The sequence below is a fragment of the Geodermatophilus sp. SYSU D00703 genome (genome assembly GCF_054050155.1).
The window spans coordinates 16,163-36,526 of sequence record NZ_JBJGYU010000039.1; the positions used below are offsets into that span (position 1 = coordinate 16,163).

At 75.3% G+C, this 20,364-nt stretch carries 20 protein-coding genes; 13 read left to right on the top strand and 7 right to left on the bottom strand.

The genetic code is table 11. From position 1 onward, the window contains the following. Positions 1-40: 40 nt before the first annotated feature. The 5 genes from ACI782_RS23035 to ACI782_RS23055 all read left to right on the top strand — a co-directional run bounded on the left by ACI782_RS23035 (position 41) and on the right by ACI782_RS23055 (position 4,941). On the top strand, positions 41-1,432 hold the full coding sequence (locus ACI782_RS23035) for an FAD-binding oxidoreductase (protein WP_456912436.1): 1,392 nt from the start codon (positions 41-43) through the stop codon (positions 1,430-1,432). Positions 1,433-1,457: 25 nt separating this feature from the next. Beyond that, positions 1,458-2,810, top strand: a complete 1,353-nt coding sequence (locus tag ACI782_RS23040) for an FAD-dependent oxidoreductase (protein WP_456912437.1) — start codon at positions 1,458-1,460, stop codon at positions 2,808-2,810. Next, positions 2,807-3,406 carry a pentapeptide repeat-containing protein gene (locus tag ACI782_RS23045; protein ID WP_456912438.1) on the top strand — a complete coding sequence of 200 codons (600 nt, stop codon included), beginning with the start codon at positions 2,807-2,809 and terminating at the stop codon, positions 3,404-3,406. Before ACI782_RS23040 ends, ACI782_RS23045 begins: the two co-directional genes overlap by 4 nt. A gap of 78 nt (positions 3,407-3,484) precedes the next feature. After that, positions 3,485-4,519, top strand: coding sequence for a class II fructose-bisphosphate aldolase (gene fbaA, locus ACI782_RS23050; RefSeq protein WP_456912439.1), 1,035 nt, complete (start codon positions 3,485-3,487; stop codon positions 4,517-4,519). Then, positions 4,519-4,941 (top strand): DUF3151 domain-containing protein, encoded by a 423-nt coding sequence (locus ACI782_RS23055; protein WP_456912440.1) that lies wholly within the window; start codon positions 4,519-4,521, stop codon positions 4,939-4,941. The genes fbaA and ACI782_RS23055 overlap by 1 nt, the downstream gene beginning before the upstream one ends. A 53-nt stretch (positions 4,942-4,994) precedes the next feature. On the opposite strand, the gene ACI782_RS23060 is transcribed toward ACI782_RS23055, so the two are convergent. After that, positions 4,995-5,777, bottom strand: a complete 783-nt coding sequence (locus tag ACI782_RS23060) for a TSUP family transporter (RefSeq protein ID WP_456912441.1) — start codon at positions 5,775-5,777, stop codon at positions 4,995-4,997. Positions 5,778-5,883: 106 nt separating this feature from the next. Between ACI782_RS23060 and ACI782_RS23065 the strand changes: the two genes are divergently transcribed. Beyond that, positions 5,884-6,486, top strand: a complete 603-nt coding sequence (locus ACI782_RS23065; RefSeq protein ID WP_456912442.1) for a hypothetical protein — start codon at positions 5,884-5,886, stop codon at positions 6,484-6,486. A gap of 4 nt (positions 6,487-6,490) precedes the next feature. Here the strand turns inward: ACI782_RS23065 and ACI782_RS23070 are convergent, their stop codons facing one another. Continuing rightward, positions 6,491-7,732 carry an MFS transporter gene (locus ACI782_RS23070; protein ID WP_456912443.1) on the bottom strand — a complete coding sequence of 414 codons (1,242 nt, stop codon included), beginning with the start codon at positions 7,730-7,732 and terminating at the stop codon, positions 6,491-6,493. A gap of 324 nt (positions 7,733-8,056) precedes the next feature. Between ACI782_RS23070 and ACI782_RS23075 the strand changes: the two genes are divergently transcribed. Beyond that, positions 8,057-8,200: a GPGG-motif small membrane protein gene (locus tag ACI782_RS23075; protein WP_456912444.1), complete on the top strand. Its 144-nt coding sequence runs from the start codon at positions 8,057-8,059 to the stop codon at positions 8,198-8,200. 58 nt (positions 8,201-8,258) lie between these two features. Here the strand turns inward: ACI782_RS23075 and ACI782_RS23080 are convergent, their stop codons facing one another. The 3 genes from ACI782_RS23080 to ACI782_RS23090 all read right to left on the bottom strand — a co-directional run bounded on the left by ACI782_RS23080 (position 8,259) and on the right by ACI782_RS23090 (position 10,834). Further along, positions 8,259-9,068, bottom strand: a complete 810-nt coding sequence (locus ACI782_RS23080; RefSeq protein ID WP_456912445.1) for an ATP-binding cassette domain-containing protein — start codon at positions 9,066-9,068, stop codon at positions 8,259-8,261. Continuing rightward, a complete protein-coding gene (locus tag ACI782_RS23085) occupies positions 9,065-10,129 on the bottom strand; it encodes an ABC transporter permease (RefSeq protein WP_456912446.1) in 1,065 nt (354 codons plus the stop codon). Before ACI782_RS23085 ends, ACI782_RS23080 begins: the two co-directional genes overlap by 4 nt. Before the next feature lie 87 nt (positions 10,130-10,216). After that, on the bottom strand, positions 10,217-10,834 hold the full coding sequence (locus ACI782_RS23090; protein WP_456912447.1) for a hypothetical protein: 618 nt from the start codon (positions 10,832-10,834) through the stop codon (positions 10,217-10,219). Between the two features lie 67 nt (positions 10,835-10,901). On the opposite strand from ACI782_RS23090, the gene ACI782_RS23095 reads away from it, so the two are divergent. Next, on the top strand, positions 10,902-12,191 hold the full coding sequence (locus tag ACI782_RS23095; protein ID WP_456912448.1) for an adenylosuccinate synthase: 1,290 nt from the start codon (positions 10,902-10,904) through the stop codon (positions 12,189-12,191). A gap of 216 nt (positions 12,192-12,407) precedes the next feature. Here the strand turns inward: ACI782_RS23095 and ACI782_RS23100 are convergent, their stop codons facing one another. After that, positions 12,408-13,451 (bottom strand): glycerophosphodiester phosphodiesterase family protein, encoded by a 1,044-nt coding sequence (locus ACI782_RS23100; RefSeq protein WP_456912449.1) that lies wholly within the window; start codon positions 13,449-13,451, stop codon positions 12,408-12,410. Positions 13,452-13,555: 104 nt separating this feature from the next. Between ACI782_RS23100 and rsgA the strand changes: the two genes are divergently transcribed. Continuing rightward, positions 13,556-14,626 carry a ribosome small subunit-dependent GTPase A gene (rsgA, locus tag ACI782_RS23105; protein WP_456912450.1) on the top strand — a complete coding sequence of 357 codons (1,071 nt, stop codon included), beginning with the start codon at positions 13,556-13,558 and terminating at the stop codon, positions 14,624-14,626. An 11-nt stretch (positions 14,627-14,637) separates the two neighbouring features. Continuing rightward, entirely contained in the window at positions 14,638-15,918 is a 1,281-nt protein-coding gene (purD, locus tag ACI782_RS23110; protein WP_456912451.1) for a phosphoribosylamine--glycine ligase, read from the top strand. Here the strand turns inward: purD and ACI782_RS23115 are convergent. Next, positions 15,905-17,311 (bottom strand): AI-2E family transporter, encoded by a 1,407-nt coding sequence (locus tag ACI782_RS23115; RefSeq protein ID WP_456912452.1) that lies wholly within the window; start codon positions 17,309-17,311, stop codon positions 15,905-15,907. The two genes, purD and ACI782_RS23115, sit on opposite strands and share 14 nt — an antisense overlap. Positions 17,312-17,414: 103 nt before the next feature. Between ACI782_RS23115 and purB the strand changes: the two genes are divergently transcribed. The 3 genes from purB to ACI782_RS23130 are packed head-to-tail and all read left to right on the top strand — an operon-like array spanning position 17,415 to position 20,352. Continuing rightward, positions 17,415-18,722, top strand: coding sequence for an adenylosuccinate lyase (purB, locus tag ACI782_RS23120; protein ID WP_456912453.1), 1,308 nt, complete (start codon positions 17,415-17,417; stop codon positions 18,720-18,722). A gap of 2 nt (positions 18,723-18,724) precedes the next feature. Continuing rightward, entirely contained in the window at positions 18,725-19,594 is an 870-nt protein-coding gene (locus ACI782_RS23125) for a phosphoribosylaminoimidazolesuccinocarboxamide synthase (RefSeq protein WP_456912454.1), read from the top strand. Continuing rightward, entirely contained in the window at positions 19,594-20,352 is a 759-nt protein-coding gene (locus tag ACI782_RS23130) for an alpha/beta fold hydrolase (protein ID WP_456912455.1), read from the top strand. The genes ACI782_RS23125 and ACI782_RS23130 overlap by 1 nt, the downstream gene beginning before the upstream one ends. The last annotated feature ends 12 nt before the right edge of the window (positions 20,353-20,364 follow it).

Sequence of the window (20,364 nt, forward strand, 5' to 3'; positions counted from 1 at the left end):
GGCCGGCGGTGGGCGGGCGGCGGGGCCGTACGGTGTGGCGATGACCACGGTGACGACGGCGTGGGTGGCCGAGCTGGCCGACGCGCTGGGCTCCGACAGCGTCCTGACCGACCCCGACGTCACCGCCTCCTACGCCCGCGACCAGGCCATGCTCGCCGAGTCCGGGACGCCCGCGGCGGTCGTCTTCCCCCGCAGCACCGCCGAGGTGGCCGCGGTCATGCAGGTGGCCTCGCGGCACGGCGTCCCGGTCGTCCCGCGCGGCGCCGGGTCGGGCCTGGCCGGGGCCGGCAACGCCGTCGACGGCGCGATCACGCTGGTGACGACCCGCATGGACGCCGTGCTGGAGGTGTCCCCGGGCGACCGGCTGGCCGTCGTCCAGCCCGGGGTGGTGAACAAGCAGCTGCGCGACGCGGTGGCCGGCTCCGGGCTCTTCTACCCGCCGGACCCCTCCAGCTACGACTGGTGCACCATCGGCGGCAACCTCTCCACGAACTCCGGCGGGCTGTGCTGCGTCAAGTACGGCGTCACCACCGACTACGTGCTCGGCCTGGAGGTCGTCCTCGCCGACGGGCGGGTGCTGCGCACCGGGCGGCGCACCGTCAAGGGCGTCGCAGGCTACGACCTGGCCCGGCTGTTCGTCGGCTCGGAGGGCACCCTCGGCGTCATCACCGAGGCCACGCTCGCGCTGCGCCCGGCCCCGCAGCAGCCGGTCACCCTGGCCGCCACCTTCGCCACCACCGCCCGGACCGGGCAGGTCGTCGAGCGGGTGGTCACCAGCGGCCTGGTGCCCAGCCTGCTGGAGGTCATGGACAACACCTGCATCTGCGCCGTCGACGACCTGCTGCGCGCCGACCTCGACCGCGACGCGCACGCACTGCTGGTCGCCCAGTCCGACACCGGCGGGGAGGCCGCCGTCCGGGAGATCGAGGCGCTCGCGCAGCTGTGCCGCGACGCCGGGGCCGACTTCGTGCACACCACTGACGACCCCGCCGAGGGCGACCTGCTGCTGGCCGCCCGCCGCATGGCGCTCCCGGCCCTGGAGCGGCTGGGCACCACGCTCATCGACGACGTCGCCGTGCCGCGCTCGCGGGTCGCCGCGTTCATCGACGGCTGCGACACGATCGCGGGCGAGCGCGGGCTGACCGTCGGCGTCGTCGGGCACGCCGGTGACGGCAACATGCACCCGACGATCTGCTTCGACCCGGCAGACACCGCCCAGCGCGACCGGGCGTTCGCCGCGTTCGACGACATCCTGGAGCTGGGCCTGTCCCTCGGCGGCACGATCACCGGGGAGCACGGCGTGGGCTCGCTCAAGGTCGACTGGCTGGAGCGGGAGGTCGGCCCGGTGTCGCTGGAGGTGCACCGGTCGATCAAGGACGCCCTCGACCCGGCCGGGCTGCTCAACCCCGGCAAGGTGCTGCGACGCCGCTGAGCGCCCCGGGTGACACGCTGACCCCATGAGCACAGAACGGCTGCTCGTCGTCGGCGGGGACGCCGCGGGGATGTCCGCGGCCGCGCAGGCCCGGCGGCTGCGCAGCCCCACCGACCTCGCGATCACCGTCCTCGAGCAGGGCGCGGAGGTCTCCTACTCCGCCTGCGGCATCCCCTACTGGGTGGGCGACGTGGTGCCGGACCGGGACCGGCTGATCGCGCGCACGCCGCACGAGTTCGCCGCGCACGACATCGAGGTGCGCACCGGCACGAGGGCCGCGGCGATCGACCTCGATGCCGGCACCGTGCGCACCGGCACCGGCGAGACGCTGGGCTACGACGCGCTGGTCGTCGCCACCGGCGGCCGGCCGCTGCGGCCGGGGGTCCCCGGGCTGGACGCCGACGGGGTGCACGGCGTGCACCGGCTGGCCGACGGCGCCGCCATCCGGGCCGCGGTCGCCGCAGGGGCCCGCCGTGCGGTGGTGCTCGGCGGCGGCTACATCGGCCTGGAGATGGCCGACGTCCTCTCCGCCCGCGGCCTCGCGGTCACCGTCGTCCTCGCCGACCCCCTGCCGATGGCGCTGCTGGACGCCGACATGGGGGAGCGGGTCTGCAAGGCCATGGGCGACATGGGCATCGACGTCCAGCCGAACCAGCCGGTGCGCGAGATCGAGACCGACGCCGACGGGGTGGTCCGGGCGGTGCGCACCGACGCCGGCAGCTACCCCTGCGACCTCGTCGTCCTCGGCCTGGGCATGGGCCCGGAGGTGGAGCTGGCCCGGGACGCCGGCCTGCGGCTGGGCCCGACGGGGGCGATCGACGTCGACCGCACGCAGCGCTCCCGCTCGCACCCGGAGGTGTTCGCCGCGGGCGACTGTGCGCAGACCTTCTCGCGGCTCACCGGCGACCCGGTGCACGTCGCGCTCGGCACGCACGCCAACAAGCAGGGCCGGGTCGCGGGCTCGGTGATCGGCGGCCGGCCGGCCCGGTTCGCCGGCGTCCTCGGCACCGCGCTGACGACGATCGGCGACCTGGAGATCGGCCGCACCGGCCTGTGCACGACCCAGGCCGAGCAGGCCGGCTACGACGTCCGCACCGAGACGATCGAGAGCACCACCCGCGCCGGCTACTACCCGGGGGCGGAGCCGATCGCGGTCAAGCTGGTCAGCGACCGCGACCCGGGCCGGCTGCTCGGCGCCCAGGTCGTCGGCGGGCCCGGCAGCGGCAAGCGGATCGACGTCCTGGCCACGGCCATCTGGGCGGGCCTGACGGCGGAGGAGTTCGCCGGCTCCGACCTGGCCTACGCGCCGCCGTTCTCCCCGGTCCACGACCCCGTGCTCGTCGCCGCCCGCGTGGCCAGCCGGTCGGAGCGGGGGTGACGACCGCCGAGGAGGTCCGGGGCGCCGACTGGTACGGCGAGGACCTCTCCGGCCGGGTGCACACCGGCGTGGTCTTGAGCGACGTCGACCTGTCCGAGACCACCGGCGAGGGGGCGGCCTTCACCGACTGCGTGTTCCGCGACTGCCGGTTCAACGTCGCCGACCTCACCGACGCGGCGTTCGTGAACTGCACGTTCACCGGCTGCTCGTTCTTCGACGCCACCCTCACCGACTGCAAGCTCGTCGGCTCGCGGTTCGAGCGGTGCACCTTCGACCTGCTCACCGTGACCGGCGGCGACTGGTCGTTCGTCGCCCTGCCGGAGGCGGACCTCCGCCGCGCCGGCCTCACCGGCGCCCGCATGCGGGAGGCCGACCTGACCGGGCTGCGCGCCGCCGGGGCGACGCTGACGCACCTGGACCTCTCCGCCGCCGACCTCGACGGCGCCGACCTCTCCGGCGCGGACCTGCGCGGCAGCGACCTGTCCGCGGTCGACCCCCGGCGGGTGGAGCTGACCGGTGCGCGGGTCGACGTCGTCGGCGCGGTCACGCTGGTGACCGCGCTCGGCCTGCGCGTGGAGCCCGCCGCGGACGAGTAGCGGGTGTCGCCGCGCGCAGCGGCGGCGGGATACTGGCCGCCGAGCAAGCGCCGTCCCCGACGCAGAGGAGTGCCTCGCATGCCCATCGCGACCCCAGAGGTCTACGCCGACATGATCCGCCGGGCCAAGGAGGGCGGCTTCGCCTATCCGGCGATCAACTGCACCTCCTCGGAAACGGTCAACGCGGCCCTGCGCGGCTTCGCCGACGCCGGGAGCGACGGCATCATCCAGTTCTCGACCGGCGGCGCGGAGTTCGCCTCCGGCACGCGGGTGAAGGACATGGTCACCGGTGCGGTCGCCATGGCCGAGTTCGCGCACGTCGTGGCCGAGAAGTACCCGGTCAACGTCGCGCTGCACACCGACCACTGCCCCAAGGACAAGCTCGACGCCTACGTACGGCCGCTCATCGCGCTGTCGAAGGACCGGGTGGACGCCGGCCAGGCGCCGCTGTTCCAGTCGCACATGTGGGACGGCTCGGCCATCGACCTGCACGAGAACCTGCACATCGCCGAGGAGCTGATCGACAAGGCCGCCGCGGCCAAGATCGTGCTCGAGCTGGAGATCGGCGTCGTCGGCGGCGAGGAGGACGGCGTCGCGCACGACATCAACGAGAAGCTCTACACCGCCCCCGGCGACTTCGTCGCCACCGCCAAGGCGCTCGGCCTCGGCGAGCGCGGCGTCTACCTGCTCGCGGCCACCTTCGGCAACGTGCACGGCGTCTACAAGCCGGGCAACGTCAAGCTCCGCCCGGAGATCCTCAAGCAGGGCCAGGACGTCGTGGCCCAGGAGTTCGGCCTCGGCGACGGCGCCAAGCCCTTCAACTTCGTCTTCCACGGCGGCTCGGGCTCGCTGCAGTCGGAGATCCGCGAGGCGCTGTCCTACGGCGTGGTGAAGATGAACGTCGACACCGACACCCAGTACGCCTTCACCCGCCCCATCGCAGGGCACGTGTTCACCAACTACGACGGCGTCCTGAAGGTCGACGGCGAGGTCGGCAACAAGAAGGCCTACGACCCGCGCACCTACATGAAGCTGGCGGAGACCAACATGGCCGCGCGCGTCGTCGAGGCGTGCGAGGACCTGCTGTCGGCCGGCCAGTCGCAGGGCGCCTGATGGTGCACCCGCACGTCAACCTGCTGGGCGAGCCCCCGGCGACGCTGCTGCCGGCGAACCCGGAGGCCGACGCCGAGCTGGCCGAGGGCACCCCGGCGGCCGAGGTCGCGTCCCGGCACCCGACGGTGAGCGCGGCGTGGGCGGCGCTGGCCGAGGAGGCGCTCGACCGCCCGGAGCGCGAGTTGCGGGACACGATCGAGGCGTACGCCTACGCCCGCACCGGTTACCACCGCGGGCTGGACGCGCTGCGCCGCAACGGCTGGAAGGGGCACGGCCCGGTGCCGTGGTCGCACGAGCCCAACCGGGGCTTCCTGCGCTGCGTGACGGCGCTGGCCCGGGCCGCGGAGGCCATCGGCGAGACCGCGGAGCAGGAGCGGCTGACCGAGCTGTTGCGCGACAGCGACCCGAACCTCGCGCCCTGAGCCCGGGGGCCCGGAGGGGCGGAGACGGGAGTCTCCGCCCCTCCGGGGCGGACTCAGCCCTGCAGCAGCTGCCAGCCCAGCCGGACGATGAGGACCCCGACGACGGCGAGGAACACGACCCGGACGAAGCCGCTGCCCGCGCCGACGGCCGTCCTGGCCCCGAGGTAGCCGCCGGCGAGGTTGGCCACGCCCATGACCAGGCCCAGCGCCCACAGCACCGACCCGTCGATCGCGAAGACGACGAGCGCGCCGACGTTGGTGGCCAGGTTGACGATCTTGGCGGTGGCGCTGGCCTCGAGGAACGCGAAGCCGAGCAGCCCCACCAGGGCGAAGACGAGGAACGCGCCGGTGCCGGGGCCGGCGATGCCGTCGTAGAACCCGATCACCGCCCCCACCAGGCCCGCGACCACCGTGTGCCGGTGACCGCTGAACCGCAGCGCGGTGACGTCGCCGACGCTCGGCCGCAGCAGGGTGTAGACGGCCACGACCACGAGGGCGAGCAGCACGATCGGCTCGAGCACGCCGTCGGGCACCGCCGCTGCCGACAGCGCACCCGCGGCGGAGCCGATCGCCGCCACCGCGGCCATGGGCAACGCCGTCGCCAGCCCCGGCCGGACCCGCCGGTAGTAGGTGGCCGCACTCGTCGCGGTGCCCATCGCGCTGGAGATCTTGTTGGTGGCCAGCGCCTGGACCGTCTCCAGCCCGGGCACCAGCAGCAGCGCGGGCAGCTGGATGAGTCCTCCGCCGCCGACCACCGCGTCGATCCAGCCGGCGGCGAACGCGGCGAGGACCAGGAGGACCACGGTGACCGCACTCAGCGAGCCGAGGGTGGTCACCTCCGCAGCCTCTCATCCGCCGTCCCGCCGTCCGCCGCGCGGAGGACGCCCCCCGGCTCCCGCGGGGCGGGCACGGGACCCCGGCGTCGTCCGGTAGGACGACGGCATGACCCCGGACCACTCGCCCCGCGCCGTCGTCGACCGGCTGCGGCCGCTGCTGCTGGCCGTGCACCAGGCGCTGTCCGCAGGCGTCCGGGTCAGCGCGGCGATCCACGCCGAGCGTGGCTGGAACCCGTCGGCCGACCGCCACCTCGACCACCAGCTGGTCCGGCGCGAGGCGATGGAGCGGCTCAAGCCCTGGGGTGCCCGGCCCGAGGACGACGAGCCCTCCGACCCCCTGCTGACCCGGCAGCTGGAGTTCGTCGACACCAGCACCGACAACCTCGGCCTGCCGATGAGCGGGCTCATCCTGCGCACCCCCACCGACGTGGTCCGGGTCTGGCGGTCCGACGACGGGGAGCTGCCCGCGGCGGCCACCGACGGCCTGCGCGCCTTCTACCGGCAGGCGCCGAGCCGGCAGCTGCAACTCCACCTCGACGACCGGCCCGACGAGACCCGCCCGGCGCCCGGCCACCTCGCGCTGCTGTGGGCCGACGCCGGTGCCGTCCTCACCCGCTTCGACCTGGTGCGACCCGGTGGGCACGCCGGCCGGCGGGTCCAGGTCGACTGGCACGTCGACCTGCTGCAGCGGCTGCTCCCCGCTGCCTGAGGGGTCAGGCGGCGTCCCGGACGGCCTCGTCGGCGTGCGCGATGTGCGCCAGCTCCCGCCAGATCAGCGCCAGGACGACCGCGGAGCCGACGAAGGCGAACCAGAAGGGGCCCGTGACGCCCCAGGCGCGGGCGAGGACGCCGCCGAGCGCCTGGCCCACCACCAGCCCGCCGAACAGGCCGATCGAGTACAGGCTGCCGACGCGGCCCTGCAGCTCGGTCGGCACCGCGCGCATGCGGACGGTGCGCGAGGTCGTCCCCCAGACGAACGCGTGCGCGCCGAAGACGAAGAGGATCGCCATCGCCACCCAGGCGGTCGTGGTGACGGCGAGTGCCAGGTGCGTGAGGGTCTCCAGCAGCAGCCCCACCCGCATGATCGCCGCGAGGCTGGCGTGCCGCTCGAGCCAGTCGTAGGACGCCGTCCCAGCCAGCCCGCCGAGGGCGAACACGGTGGTGAGCAGCCCGAACCCGACGGGCCCCAGGTCCAGGCGCTCGGCCGCGTAGAGCACCAGGACCGACCACGCCGCACCCCATGTGACGTTGAAGCCGACGATCGTGAGGGTCAGCGTGCGGACGGCGGCGTTCTGCCACGTCCAGCGCAGCCCCTCGACGACGTCCCGGCGCAGGTGCGGGCGGGCGCCCGGTCGCTCGACCGGCGGCAACCGCAGGCGAGCGACCAGCACCGCGCCGAGCGCGACGCACGCCGCCTGGGTGGCGAAGGGCCAGGCCGCCCCGGCCGCGAACAGGGCCGCGCCGACGGCAGGGCCGACCAGCTGATTGGCCGTCAGCGCGCCGGCGGACAGCCGGGCGTTGCCGATGCCCAGGTCGGCCTGCGCCACGACCATCGGCAGCAGCGTGCCGGCGGTGGTGTCGGCGAACACCTCCGCCGTCCCGTGCAGGAACATCGCGGTGAGCACGACCGGGACGTTCACCGTGCCGGTGACCAGGGTGACCGTGAGGACGGCGAGGACCGCGGCGCGCGCCAGGTCGACGGCGACCACCAGGCGCCGCCGGTCCACTCGGTCGGCCAAGGCGCCGGCGTGGAGCCCGAACAGCAGCCACGGCAGCGACTGCAGGAGGGCGGCGAGGGCGACGAGGACGGGGTCGCGGGTCGCGGAGGCCACCAGCAGCGGCCCCGCCGCCAGGCCGATGCCGTCCCCCAGGTTGCTGGTCCAGGACGAGGCGACCAACCACCGGAACGAGCGACCCATCCGGGCCGGGAACACCGCCTCGACCAGTCGGCCCACGAGGAGCAGACCCTAGGCGCCGGCGTCCGCCGTGCTGCCGAGCCGCGCCGCCGCCCGGCCCGGTGCTCCGGGCGGGCGGTGCGGAGGCGGGTGTGCATCGAGACTCCTCGAGGTCTCGGGCCAGCCGGTCGACGACCGGCCGCTGGAGGGTTGGTCGACCCGCCCGCGCCCGGGTTCCGCGGCCCCGCCCCCTCAGAGCTGGGGGTGCGGCCCGACGGTGGCGCGGTTTCACGCACAGTGATCGTTCGACGTGCGCTTTCTCCGGCGCGTGCTTACGCTCTGTTGACGGCGTCCACGAGGGACGCCCGTCACCGGAGGTGCTGCATGGCCACGCTTCTCTGGATCCTCGCCGTGATCCTCGTCGTCGCCGGCATCGTCGCGATCCTGCGGCGGCAGTTGCTGTGGGGCATCGTGCTCATCGTCGTCGGCCTGCTCATCGGGCCCGGCGGGGTGAGCGTCTTCACCTGAGAGAGGCCCCGTCCTCCTGCCCCTCGCATGCTCGGGGCGAGCCTCGGGACGGGGTCGACTAGCGGTCGTCGAGCTCGGGGTGCAGCTGACGCAGGCGTGAGGTGAGCGAGTTCAGCTCGTCGCCCCCGGCCATCAGACGCGTGAGGACGTCGGCGTCGACGTCCTCACGCGTCAGGTCGCCGGCCACGTGGCCGTGCGCCAGCAGCAGGAAGCGGTCGCCGATGAGGTGCGCGTAGCGCGGGTTGCTGGTCACCGCCACGATGGCCAGCCCCTGCGCGCGGGCCGACAGCACCGCCTGCCCGATCAGGGTGTGCTGCCCGATCGTCATCGGCGCCGACGGCTCGTCGATCACCAGCACGCGCGCGCCGAAGTGGACCGCCCGGGCGATCGCCAGGCTCTGCCGCTCCCCGGCGCGCAGCGCGGCCGCGGGCAGGTCCGGGTCGATGCCGGGCGCACCGACCCGCGCCATCGCCTGCACGGTGGTCTCCCGCGCGGTGGCCAGGTCCAGCCGGCGCAGCGGCCACGCCCCGCGGGTGGGCTCGGCGCCGAGGAAGAAGTTCCGCCACACCGAGAGCAGCGGCGCGACCGCGAGGTCCTGCCAGACGGTGGCGATGCCGGCCGCACGGGCGGCCTTGGGCGAGCGGAACCGCACCGGCCGGCCGTCGAGCAGCAGCTCGCCCTCGTCGGGCCGGACCAGCCCGGAGAGCACCGAGACCAGCGTCGACTTGCCCGACCCGTTCTCCCCGAGCACGCAGGTGATCTCGCCGGGCCGGAAGGCGGCGGTCACCCGCGCCAGCGCCGCCACGCTGCCGTGGTGCACGCTCAGCGCGCGCAGCTGGAGCACCGGGGGACGGACCGTCTCGCTCACGACCGGGGCACCGCCCGCAACCGGCCCCGGACGACGCTGTTGGCCAGCAGCGCCACGAGCAGCAGCACGCCGAGGAACGCCTCGAACCAGCGCGGGTCCCAGCCGGCCAGGGTGACCCCCTGCTCGGCCACGGCGTACACCAGAGCCCCCACGGCGGCGCCCACCGCGGAGCCGTAGCCGCCGGTCAGCAGGCAGCCGCCGATGACCGCGACGACGACGAAGTCGACCGCCGTCCCCAGTCCCGTGGTGGCCTGGACGCCGCCGAGCCGGACCAGGCTCAGCGTGCCGATGAGCCAGCCGGCCGCCGCGGTGCAGCAGTACAGGACGGTCGTCGTCCGCCGGTCGGCGACGCCGAGTTCCTGCGCCGCCCGCCGGGCTCCGCCGACGGCGAAGACCGCGTTGCCGAAGCGGGTCCGCCAGAGCACCCACGTCGCCCACGCGGTGAGCAGCAGCCACCACACCAGCGAGATGCGGAAGCGGCCGTCCCCCAGCTGCGCGGTGGAGCCGAACACCGCCGTCGCCGACGACCAGCCCGGGGCGTCGGCGAGCCCCTCGATGCGCACCGAACCGGTGAGCGCCCGGGAACCGGCCAGGGCGACGCCCTGCAGCACGAGGAAGGTCGCGAGCGTCACCAGGAAGCTGGGCAACCCGGAGGCCGCGACCAGCCCGCCGTTGACCACACCCACCAGCAGCGCGGCGGCCAGCGAGGCGGCCAGCGCCGGCCAGGCACCCCAGCCGGCCTGGTCGACCAGCAGCCCGGTCAGCAGCGCGCTGCCCACGGCCACCATGCCGATCGACAGGTCGAAGTGGCCGGAGATCAGGAGCATCGCGACCGCGACCCCGCCGATGCCCAGCAGCGCCGCCGAGTCCAGCACGCTGGCCAGCCCGCCGCTGCTGAGCAGTCCGGGGGCCAGCGAGCCGAAGAGCAGCACGACGGCGGCCAGTCCGACGAAGGCCGCCAGGCTGGGGCGGGCCAGCGCCCGGCCGAGCAGCCGCCGTCCCCGGGCAGGGGCCAGCGTGGCCGGCTGGGGCCCGAAGGAGGGCAGGCCGGAGACGGTCACGGTCGGGTGCGGGACGTCGGCAGCGGGGCCTCCTCCGGGCGGCGGTGGTCCCAGTGTCCACGACCGGTGCAGCCCCCGGGTCGCACCTCAGGGGCGCAGCCGCCAGCGGACGCGGTCGTCGGCGTACCAGGTCCACCGGCTCACCGGCCGCGGGTGGACGACGCCGTCCCGGATGACCCGGGCCGGGTCGCAGGCGATCTGCACCGCCCGGCCGGTGGTGCGCCGGGCCGGCCGCAGCGGCAGCGTCACCACGACCACGCCGAGGGTGTCCACGGCCCGCCAGTCGGGCCGGACGTCGATCCGGGTGATGTCGCCGTCGGCGACCTTCACCGCGTCGTTGTGGGCCTGGGCCCCGAACCGCCGGCCGAGGATCCCGCGCCGGTCGTCGCCGGCCGCCTCGACCCGGCCGTGGTGCAGCAGCACCCCGCCGTGGTCGTCGCGGACCAGGCTCAGCTCCCGCTCCTCGCCCGTCCCCACGCCCAGCGCCCGGGCCAGCCCGACCGACGGGGTGTCGTCGGCCGGCTCCCAGGAGACCGGGACCTCGGCGGTGCGGCCCGCCTTGTGCAGCCTCGCCAGCACGGCCGCGAGCGCGGGCACCGGGCCGCGGACCAGCAGCGCCTCGGCCTCGGCGGCCGGGGCGACCGCCTCACGGGAGGGCGCCTGCCCCGGCTCCAGGCCGCGCAGGTCGAACTCGACGAGCGACATGCGGATACCCTGCCACCTGCCAGCCGGTCATCCGCCGGTGCCGAGGCGGAAGGGGATCGACAGCGAGATGCCGGCAGTCGTGCTGATCGGGGCCCAGTGGGGCGACGAGGGCAAGGGGAAGGCCACCGACCTGCTCGGGGGCCGTGTGCCCTTCGTGGTGCGCTACCAGGGCGGCAACAACGCCGGCCACACCGTGATCACCCCGGACGGGGAGCGGTACGCCCTGCACCTGATCCCCTCGGGCATCCTCACGCCGGGCTGCACGCCGGTCATCGGCAACGGCGTCGTGGTCGACCCGCAGGTGCTCATCGGCGAGCTCGCCGGGCTCGAGGACCGCGGCGTGGACACCTCGCGCCTGGTCATCTCCGCCGACGCGCACCTGATCATGCCGCACCACCGCGCCCTGGACCGGGTCACCGAGCGGTTCCTGGGCAAGCGCCGGATCGGCACGACCGGCCGCGGCATCGGCCCCGCCTACGGCGACAAGGTGGCCCGCACCGGCATCCGGGTGGCCGACCTGCTGGACCTGTCGATCCTCCGGCAGAAGCTCGAGGGCACGCTCCAGGAGAAGAACCAGGTCCTGGTCAAGGTCTACAACCGCAAGGCGATCGACGTCGACGAGGTCGTCGAGGAGTACGCCGGGTACGCCGAGCAGCTCAAGGACCGCATCGCCGACACCCGGTTGCTGCTGGGCAACGCCCTCGACGCCGGCGACTGGGTCCTGCTGGAGGGCTCGCAGGGCACCCTGCTCGACGTCGACCACGGCACCTATCCGTTCGTGACGTCGTCCAACCCGACCGCGGGCGGCGCGGCCACCGGCTCGGGCATCGGGCCCACCCGCATCGAGCGGGTGGTCGGGATCCTCAAGGCGTACACGACCCGGGTCGGCTCGGGGCCGTTCCCGACCGAGCTGTTCGACGCCAACGGCGAGTACCTGCGCAAGCAGGGCGGCGAGGTGGGCGTCACCACCGGCCGCGACCGCCGCTGCGGCTGGTTCGACGCCGTCGTCGCGCGCTACGCCAGCCGGGTCAACGGCATCACCGACTACTTCCTCACCAAGCTCGACGTCCTGTCGGGCCTGGAGACGGTCCCGGTCTGCGTCGCCTACGACGTCGACGGCGTCCGGCACGACGAGATGCCGATGACGCAGACCGACTTCCACCACGCCAAGCCGGTCTACGAGGAGATGCCCGGCTGGTTCGAAGACATCCGGCACTGCCGCCGCTTCGACGAGCTCCCGGCCAACGCGCAGGCCTACGTGCGCCGGCTGGAGGAGCTCTCCGGGGCGCGGATCAGCGTGATCGGTGTCGGCCCGGGCCGCGACGAGAACGTCGTCGTCCACGACCTCATCGGCTGAGGACCCCTCCGCCCCCACCGCTCGCGGGCTCGCGGCGGGACCCTGCAGAGGGGCCGGGACCGTCCCCGGCGTTCGCTGACCCCTCCCCCGCGTCTCGGTGTGCTCGTGCCCTGCCCACGGTGGTGGGCAGGGCACGAGCATCGAGGGAAGGTGTCCTGCGGGGCTCGTGGACGCGAGCCCGCCGGCGGGCTCGGGGTGGCCCGGACGACCGGGGTGTCAACCCCGGCGGATCGGGACGGCGGCGGCGGACTCCAGCTCGGCCCGGGCGCGGACGGCGATCTCGGGGGCGTCGCTGATGACGCCGTCGACGCCGAGCGCCATCAGCAGGCGGGCCTCGCTCTGCGCGTCGCCGGGGGCAGCGGGGTCCTCCCCGCGGCGCAGGTGCCTCGGCAGAAAGGCGTTCTCCGGGCGCAGCGTCCACGGCACCACCAGCAGGCCGGCACGGTGCGCCTGCGCGACGAGGTCCGAGACGCCGGTGAGGGCCTGGTCCTCGTCGCGCAGCAGGATGCGGTGCCGGCTCGGGGCGATGCCCTGCGCGTAGGTGCTGACCTCGCGCAGCCCCACGGGGGTGACCAGCCGGTCGTCGGAGGCGGCGTCGTCCACCAGTTGCAGCATCGTCGGCCCCTCGGGCCCCAGGTCCGCGCGCAGCCGGCGCAGCGCCGCGGCGTCGAAGGACTGCACCACGACGGTCCCGTCCGGACCGGCCGACCCGAGGCGCCGCAGCTCGGCGGCGACCAGGTCGGTCATCGGCACGGCGTGCGCCTCGAACCAGCTCGGCTTCTTCAGCTCGGCCAGCACGCGGATCTGCCGGCCACCGGTCGAGCGCCGGCGGGCGATCTCCACGACCTCGGCGAGGGTCAGGATGCCGAAGCGCCCGTCGTAGGTGGTGTTGAGCGGCCGCAGCGCCGGCATGCGCTCGACGGCGCGCAGGGTGCGCAGCTCCGCGAGGGTGAAGTCCTCGGCGAACCAGCCGGTGCGCTCGCGGCCGTCGACCTCGCGGGTGGTCCGCCGGTCGGCGAACTCCGGGTGGGTGGCGACGTCGGTGGAGTGCGAGAGCTCGCTCTCGTGCCGGGCGATCAGCGCGCCGTCGCGGCTGACCACCACGTCGGGCTCGATGAGGTCGGCGCCGAGGTCGATGGCCAGCTCGTAGCTCGCCGCGGTGTGCTCGGGACGGTAGGTCGGGGCGCCGCGGTGGCCCACGACGACGGGACGGCGGACGACGGCCGCTGGTCGGACTGCCAGCGACTCACTCGCGTGCATGTCCCTCACGACACCGCAGCCACCTGAACGGAACGCGAACGTCGCCCGGTGGTTCGCTGACAATTCGGACGACAAGCGGCTGACCTGCACGGGACCATGCCGCCGTGACCGAACTCCCACTCCTCGGGTGGACGCCGGAGAGGGCGGCCGAGCTCCCGCCGGACGCCGTCCCCGGGCGGGTGGCCCGCGTCGACCGCGGCCGCCTCACCGTGCTCACCGCCGGCGGGGAGGTGCGCGCCGCCCTCGGGGCACGGGTGCACGAGGACACCGGGCCGACCGTGGGCGACTGGGTGGCCCTGCGCGGGGAGCTGGCGGTGGCGGTGCTGCCGCGGCGGACGGCGTTCACCCGCGTCGTGGCCGGACGCGCCTCGGCCGAGCAGGTGGTCGCCGCGAACCTGGACACGGTCCTCGTGGTCGACGCCCTGGCCGAGGCCCCGCGGCTGCGGCGGGTCGAGCGGTACCTCGCGGTGGCGTGGGGGAGCGGGGCCGCGCCGGTCGTCGTCCTCACCAAGGCCGACCTCTGCGACGACGTCCCGGCCGCGGTGCGGGCCGTGGCCGAGGACGCCCTCGGGGTCGAGGTCCTCGCCGTGAGCGCGGTGACCGGGGAGGGCGTCGAGGCGGTCCGCGCGCTGGTCGGCCCGGGGCGGACCGCGGCCATGGTCGGGCCCTCCGGCGTGGGGAAGTCCAGCCTGGCCAACGCGCTGCTCGGGCAGGAGGTCATCGCCACCGGCGAGATCCGGGCGAGCGACGGCCGGGGCCGGCACACCACCACCGCCCGCGAGCTGCACCTGCTGCCCGGCGGGGGCCTGCTCGTCGACACCCCCGGCATGCGCGAGCTCGGCCTGGTGGACGACCAGGGCATCGACACCACCTACGCCGACGTCACCGAGCTCGCCGCCGGCTGCCGCTTCCGCGACTGTGCGCACCGCACCGAACCCGGCTGCGCGGTCGGGGCCGCCATCACCGACGGCCGGCTCGACCCCGCCCGCTACACCGCGTGGCGCAAGCTGCAAGCCGAGGCGCGGAGGCAGGAGCTCCGCGCCGACGCCCGGGCGCGGGCCGCCGAGCACGCCCGGGTCCGGGCCTTCGCCCGCGCCGTACGCGCTCAACCCAACCGTCCCCGACAGGCCCGGCCCCGTCGAGGGCTCGGGGAGGGCGGGGTCCCTCGACGGTAGGGTCGCCGTCCGTGCGCGTGCTCGTGATCGGCTCGGGAGCCCGGGAGCACGCCCTGTGCGTCGCTCTGCAGAACGACCCGGGGGTGACCGCTCTGGCCTGCGCGCCGGGCAACGCCGGCACGCGGGCGGTCGCGGAGCCCCTCCCGGTCGACGTCGGCGACCCGGTCGCGGTGGCCGCCACGGCCACCGGCTGGGGCGCCGACCTCGTCGTGATCGGACCGGAGGTGCCGCTGGTCGCCGGGGCCGCCGACGCCGTCCGCGACGCCGGCATCGCCTGCTTCGGCCCGTCGGCGGAGGCCGCGCAGCTCGAGGGCAGCAAGTCCTTCGCCAAGCACGTGATGGCCGCCGCGGGGGTGCCGACCGCGCGCTCCTGGCCGGTCGGCGGCCGGGCCGAGCTGGAGACGGCGCTCGACGAGGCCGGCGGTGTGGGCGGGGGACCGTTCGTGGTCAAGGACGACGGGCTGGCCGCGGGCAAGGGCGTCGTCGTCACGTCCGACCGGGACGCCGCCGTCGCCCACGGCCACCGCGTGCTCGACGCCGGCGGGGCGGTGCTGGTCGAGGAGTACCTCGACGGTCCCGAGGTGTCGCTGTTCGCCGTCACCGACGGGACGACGGTCCTGCCGCTCGTGCCCGCGCAGGACTTCAAGCGGCGCGACGACGGCGACGCCGGCCCCAACACCGGCGGGATGGGCGCCTACGCCCCGCTGCCGTGGGCGCCGGCCGGCCTGGTCGACGAGGTGCTGGCCACGGTCCTGCAGCCGACGGTCGACGAGATGCGCCGCCGCGGCGAGCCGTTCGCCGGCCTGCTCTACGCGGGCCTGGCGCTGACCTCGCGCGGCGTGCGGGTGGTCGAGTTCAACGCCCGCTTCGGCGACCCGGAGACCCAGGTGGTGCTGCCGCTGCTGGAGACCCCGCTGGGCGGGCTGCTGCACGCCGCGGCCACCGGCACCCTGGCCGACCACCCGCCGCTGCGCTGGCGACCCGGCGCCGCGGTCACGGTCGTCGTGGCCGCCGAGGGGTACCCCGGGCGGCCGCGCACCGGCGACCCGATCACCGGCGCCGGCGCCGAGGGCGTGCTGCACGCGGGCACCGCCGTCGACGCGGACGGGACGGTCCGGTCCGCCGGCGGGCGGGTGCTGGCCGTGACCGCCGTCGGTGAGGACCTCGCCGCGGCCCGGCAGCGGGCCTACGAGCGGGTCGCCGGCGTCCGGCTGGCCGGCGCCCACTGGCGCACCGACATCGCGCTGGCGGCGGTCGAGGGCCGGGTCGCCCCTCCGGCTACTCGGCCGTGACCACCGGCCGCGCCCGCTCCGGGCGCGGCTCGGGCGGCCGCGGCCCGTCATGCCGCCGCGACAGATAGGTCCCGGCCACGTTCGCGCAGGCCACCAGCGGAACGGCGATCAGCGCCCCGAAGATGCCGGCGACGAGCAGGCCGGCGGCGATCGCGAGGACGACGGCCAGCGGGTGCACCCGCACCGCCCGGCCCAGCAGCAGCGGCTGCAGGACGTGCCCCTCCAGCTGCATGACCAGGACGACGATGGCCAGCGCGATCAGCGCGGTGACCGGCCCCTTGGTCACCAGCGCGACGAGCACCGCCACCGAGCCGGCGAGGAACGACCCGATGATCGGGATGAACGCGCCGAGGAACACCAGCGCGGCCAGCGGGATGACGAACTCGACCTGCAGGACCGCCAGCCCGATGCCGATGCCGATCGCGTCGACCAGGGCCACCGCGACCGTTGCCCGGACGTAGGAGATGAGGGTGCGCCACGAGCGGCGGGCCGCCTCGTCGACGTAGGCGCGGGCGCCGGCCGGGCACAGGCCGACCAGCCACAGCCAGATCGACCGGCCGTCCTTGAGGAAGAAGAACAGCGTGAACAGCGCCAGGACGATGCCGGTGAAGACCTCGCCGACGGTGGCGGCGGTGGTCAGCGCGCCCGTGGTCAGCGTGTCCCGGTTGGCGACCAGCGCGTCCTGCGCGGCGGTCAGCGCCTCGTCGATCTGCCGCTCGGACACCGGGAACGTGTCCACGACGAAGTCGCGGATCTGGGTGAGGCCCTGGCTGACCTGGTCGGCGAGGTCGGGGAAGCCGGCGATGAACTGGTTGACGACCAGCGTGATGATCCCGGCGACCACGCCCAGGCCGACGATGAGCATGGCCAGGGCCGCGAGCGACCGCGGCCACCCGTGCCGGACCAGCGCGGCGGCGCCGGGCTGCAGCAGCGCGGCCAGCAGCAGCGCCACGAACACCGGCACCACCACGACGGCGACGTAGGCGGCCGCGTAGAGCAGCGCGTAGACGCCGGCGATGACGACGATGAGCCGCCAGGACCAGGAGGCGGCGACGCGCAGCGCCGTCGGGACGGCGTCGTCGGCGGGACGGCGCGTGACCCCGGTGAGCCGTCGGGCGTTGGGGCCCGTGCGGCCCGGCCGCCCGCCCGACGGCGGGCCACTGACCCCGCCGGGGCCGATCGGGCCGTCCAGGTCGGGGGCGCCCGGCTCCGGGCTGCCCAGCGGCGGCTCGCCGTCCTCGGCGGGCTCGAGGTCGGGGTCGGCCGGGTCGTCGTCGTGGACGAGGATCGCGCGGTCGTCGTCCCGCTCGGGCCAGCCGTGCGGGTCGTGCTCGGCGGCGGCCCGGATGCGCTCGCGCGCCCGCGTCACGAGAGCGCCCGCTCGTCGCAGCATGCCCACCTCCGCCCGCGTCCTGGGGGCCGTCCATGATCACGCTAGTCCTGCGGGACACTGTCCCCGTGGTGCGACGAGCTGACCGGGTGCGGGCGGTACCCGCATGATCGAGCGGTACACCCTGCCCGAGATGGGGCGGGTCTGGAGCGACCAGCACAAGTACGAGCTGTGGTGCCGGGTCGAGACCCTCGTCCTCGAGGCACACGCGGCCGCGGGCCGGGTGCCGGCGGACGTGGTGGAGCCGGTCCGCAACGCGCTCCCGCCGGCGCCGGAGCGGGTCGCCGAGATCGAGGAGACGACGCAGCACGACGTCATCGCCTTCCTCACCGCGTGGGCCGACAACACCACCCCGCGGTCGGCGGCGGCCTACGTGCACCACGGCATGACGTCGTCCGACCTGCTGGACACCGCGCTCGCCGTCCAGCTGACCGAGGCCACCGACCTGCTGCTGGAACGGCTCGACCGGTTCGTGGCGGTGGTGCGCGACCACGCGCTGGCCCACCGGCACACCATCAAGGTCGGCCGCACGCACGGCGTGCACGCCGAGCCCGACGTCTGGGGCCACCGGGTGGCCGACATCGCCTTCGCCGCGGCCCGCTCCCGCGACCGGCTGCGCGCCGCCCGCGAGCGGGTCGGCGTGGTCGCCATCTCCGGCGCCGTCGGCACCTACTCCCTCATCGACCCGTCGGTGGAGGTCGCGGTGGCCGAGGCCCTCGGCCTGCGGCCGGCCGACGCCTCCACGCAGGTCGTCCTGCGCGACTCGGTCAGCGAGTGGGTCGCCGCGCTGGCGATCGTCGCGACGGTCTGCGAGACGGTCGCGCTCGAGGTGCGGCACGGCCAGCGGACCGAGGTGCGGGAGCTGTCGGAGGCCTTCGGCTCGGGCCAGAAGGGTTCGAGCGCGATGCCGCACAAGAAGAACCCGATCCGCTCCGAGCGCATCGCCGGCCTGGCCCGGGTGGTGCGCGCCGCCGTCGTCCCGGTGATGGAGGGCATCCCGCTGTGGCACGAGCGGGACATCTCGCACTCCTCGACCGAGCGGGTGTTCCTGCCCGACGCCGCGATCGCCACCGACTACCTGCTGCACCTGACCACCGGCCTGGTGGAGAACCTGGTCGTGGACGCCGACCGGATGCGCGCGAACCTGGAGTCCACCGGCGGGCTGATCTACACCTCCTCGGTGCTGCTCGAGGTGGTGGAGAGCGGCCTGTCGCGCGAGGACGCCTACGCGCTGGTGCAGTCGGCCGCGATGGAGACGTGGAACACCGGGACGCCGTTCCGGGAGACGCTGCGGGCGCGGGCCGCGGCGTCCGACGTGCAGCTGGACGAGGCGCGGCTGGACGAGATCTGCCGGCCGGAGCGGTACGTGGCCAACCTGGACGCGCTGTTCGAGCGGCTGGCCGCGCTGAAGTGAGCGTGGACCTGCCCCTGGTCGCCCGCGGCAAGGTGCGGGAGGTCTACGACGCCTCCACCCCCGCCGCCCCCGACCGCCTCCTGCTGGTCGCCTCCGACCGCATCTCCGCCTACGACCACGTGCTGCCCACCCCGATCCCCGACAAGGGGCGGGTGCTCACCGCGCTGTCGGTGTGGTGGTTCGAGCAGCTGACGCCGGTGCTGTCGTCGTTCGGCGCCGCCCACCACCTGCTCTCGGCGGACGACGTGCCCGATCCCGTGGCGGGGCGGGCGATGCTGGTGCGCCGGCTGTCGATGTTCCCGGTCGAGTGCGTCGCCCGCGGCTACCTGTCGGGATCGGGCACCGCGGAGTACCGGCGCACCGGGTCCATCCGGGACGTCGCGCTGCCGGCCGGCCTGGTCGAGGGCTCCCAGCTGCCCGAGCCGGTGTTCACGCCGTCCACCAAGGCCGAGGCCGGGGAGCACGACGAGGCGATCGACTTCGCCGCGGTGGAGGCGGCCGTGGGCGCGGAGCGGGCTGCCGAGCTGCGGGAGCTGACCCTGGCCCTGTACCGGCGCGGCGCGGAGCTGGCGCGAGAGGCCGGGATCATCCTCGCCGACACCAAGTTCGAGTTCGGGCTGGACGCCGACGGTCGGCTGACCCTGGGCGACGAGGTGCTCACCCCCGACTCCTCGCGGTTCTGGCCGGCGATCACCTGGTCGCCCGGCGCGCCGCAGCCGTCGTTCGACAAGCAGTACGTGCGCGACTGGCTGACGTCGTCCGGCTGGGACCGCACCTCCCCGCCGCCGGAGCTGCCCGCGGACGTCGTCGAGGCCACCCGCGAGCGGTACGTGACCGCGTACGAGACGCTCACCGGCAGCACCTTCCGGTGATGCGAACGCGTTCGGGCATCGCGTACCGCTCCGGGGGTTCCGGGGACTCGCTGCTCCTCCTGCTGCACGGCCTCGGCGCCACCGGCGCGGTGTGGGACCGGTTGCTGCCACTGGTCGAGCGCTCCTGGCCGGGGTCGTGGGCCGTGCCGGACCTGCGCGGCCACGGCCGGTCGGTCGCCGAGCCGCCGTACGGCTACGCCGTGCACGCCGCGGACGTCGCGGAGCTGGCCGTGGCGCTCGGCGCCGCGCGGGTGACCGCGCTCGGCCACTCGTTCGGCGGCGTGGTCGGCGCGGTGCTGGCCGGTGGCTGGTACGGGGTCGAGGTCGAGCGGGTCGTCGCCGTCGGCGTCAAGATCGACTGGACGGACGACGAGGTGGCCCGCGCCCGGTCGCTCGCCGTCCGCCCGCCCTCGGTGTTCGGCACCGCCGGCGAGGCCGCCGAGCGGCACCTGCGCCTGGCCGGGCTCAGCGGGCTGGTGACGCCGGACGACCCGGTCGCGCTGGCCGGGGTCCGGGAGGTGGACGGCGGGTTCACGCCCGCCCTGGACCCGCGGGCGTTCGGCGCGGTCGGCCCCCCGGTGCAGGAGGTGCTGTCGCGGGCGGTCGCCCCGCTGCGCCTGGCCGCCGGCTCCGCGGACCCCATGGTGGGCCTGCCCGCGATGCGGCGCGTGGACCCGGGCGCGGTGCTGCTCGAGGGCGCCGGCCACAACGCCCACTGGGAGGCGCCCGACGCGGTCTGGTCCCTGCTGGACGGCTGAACAGGCCCTCGC

Bases quoted from the DNA above. Each gene is read 5' to 3' on its own strand.
- ACI782_RS23035 (WP_456912436.1), top strand. From the start codon at position 41: ATGACCACGGTGACGACGGCGTGGGTGGCCGAGCTGGCCGACGCGCTG.
- ACI782_RS23040 (WP_456912437.1), top strand. From the start codon at position 1,458: ATGAGCACAGAACGGCTGCTCGTCGTCGGCGGGGACGCCGCGGGGATG.
- fbaA (WP_456912439.1), top strand. From the start codon at position 3,485: ATGCCCATCGCGACCCCAGAGGTCTACGCCGACATGATCCGCCGGGCC.
- ACI782_RS23055 (WP_456912440.1), top strand. From the start codon at position 4,519: ATGGTGCACCCGCACGTCAACCTGCTGGGCGAGCCCCCGGCGACGCTG.
- ACI782_RS23065 (WP_456912442.1), top strand. From the start codon at position 5,884: ATGACCCCGGACCACTCGCCCCGCGCCGTCGTCGACCGGCTGCGGCCG.
- ACI782_RS23075 (WP_456912444.1), top strand. From the start codon at position 8,057: ATGGCCACGCTTCTCTGGATCCTCGCCGTGATCCTCGTCGTCGCCGGC.
- ACI782_RS23090 (WP_456912447.1), bottom strand. From the start codon at position 10,834: ATGTCGCTCGTCGAGTTCGACCTGCGCGGCCTGGAGCCGGGGCAGGCG.
- ACI782_RS23095 (WP_456912448.1), top strand. From the start codon at position 10,902: ATGCCGGCAGTCGTGCTGATCGGGGCCCAGTGGGGCGACGAGGGCAAG.
- ACI782_RS23100 (WP_456912449.1), bottom strand. From the start codon at position 13,451: ATGCACGCGAGTGAGTCGCTGGCAGTCCGACCAGCGGCCGTCGTCCGC.
- ACI782_RS23115 (WP_456912452.1), bottom strand. From the start codon at position 17,311: ATGCTGCGACGAGCGGGCGCTCTCGTGACGCGGGCGCGCGAGCGCATC.
- purB (WP_456912453.1), top strand. From the start codon at position 17,415: ATGATCGAGCGGTACACCCTGCCCGAGATGGGGCGGGTCTGGAGCGAC.
- ACI782_RS23130 (WP_456912455.1), top strand. From the start codon at position 19,594: ATGCGAACGCGTTCGGGCATCGCGTACCGCTCCGGGGGTTCCGGGGAC.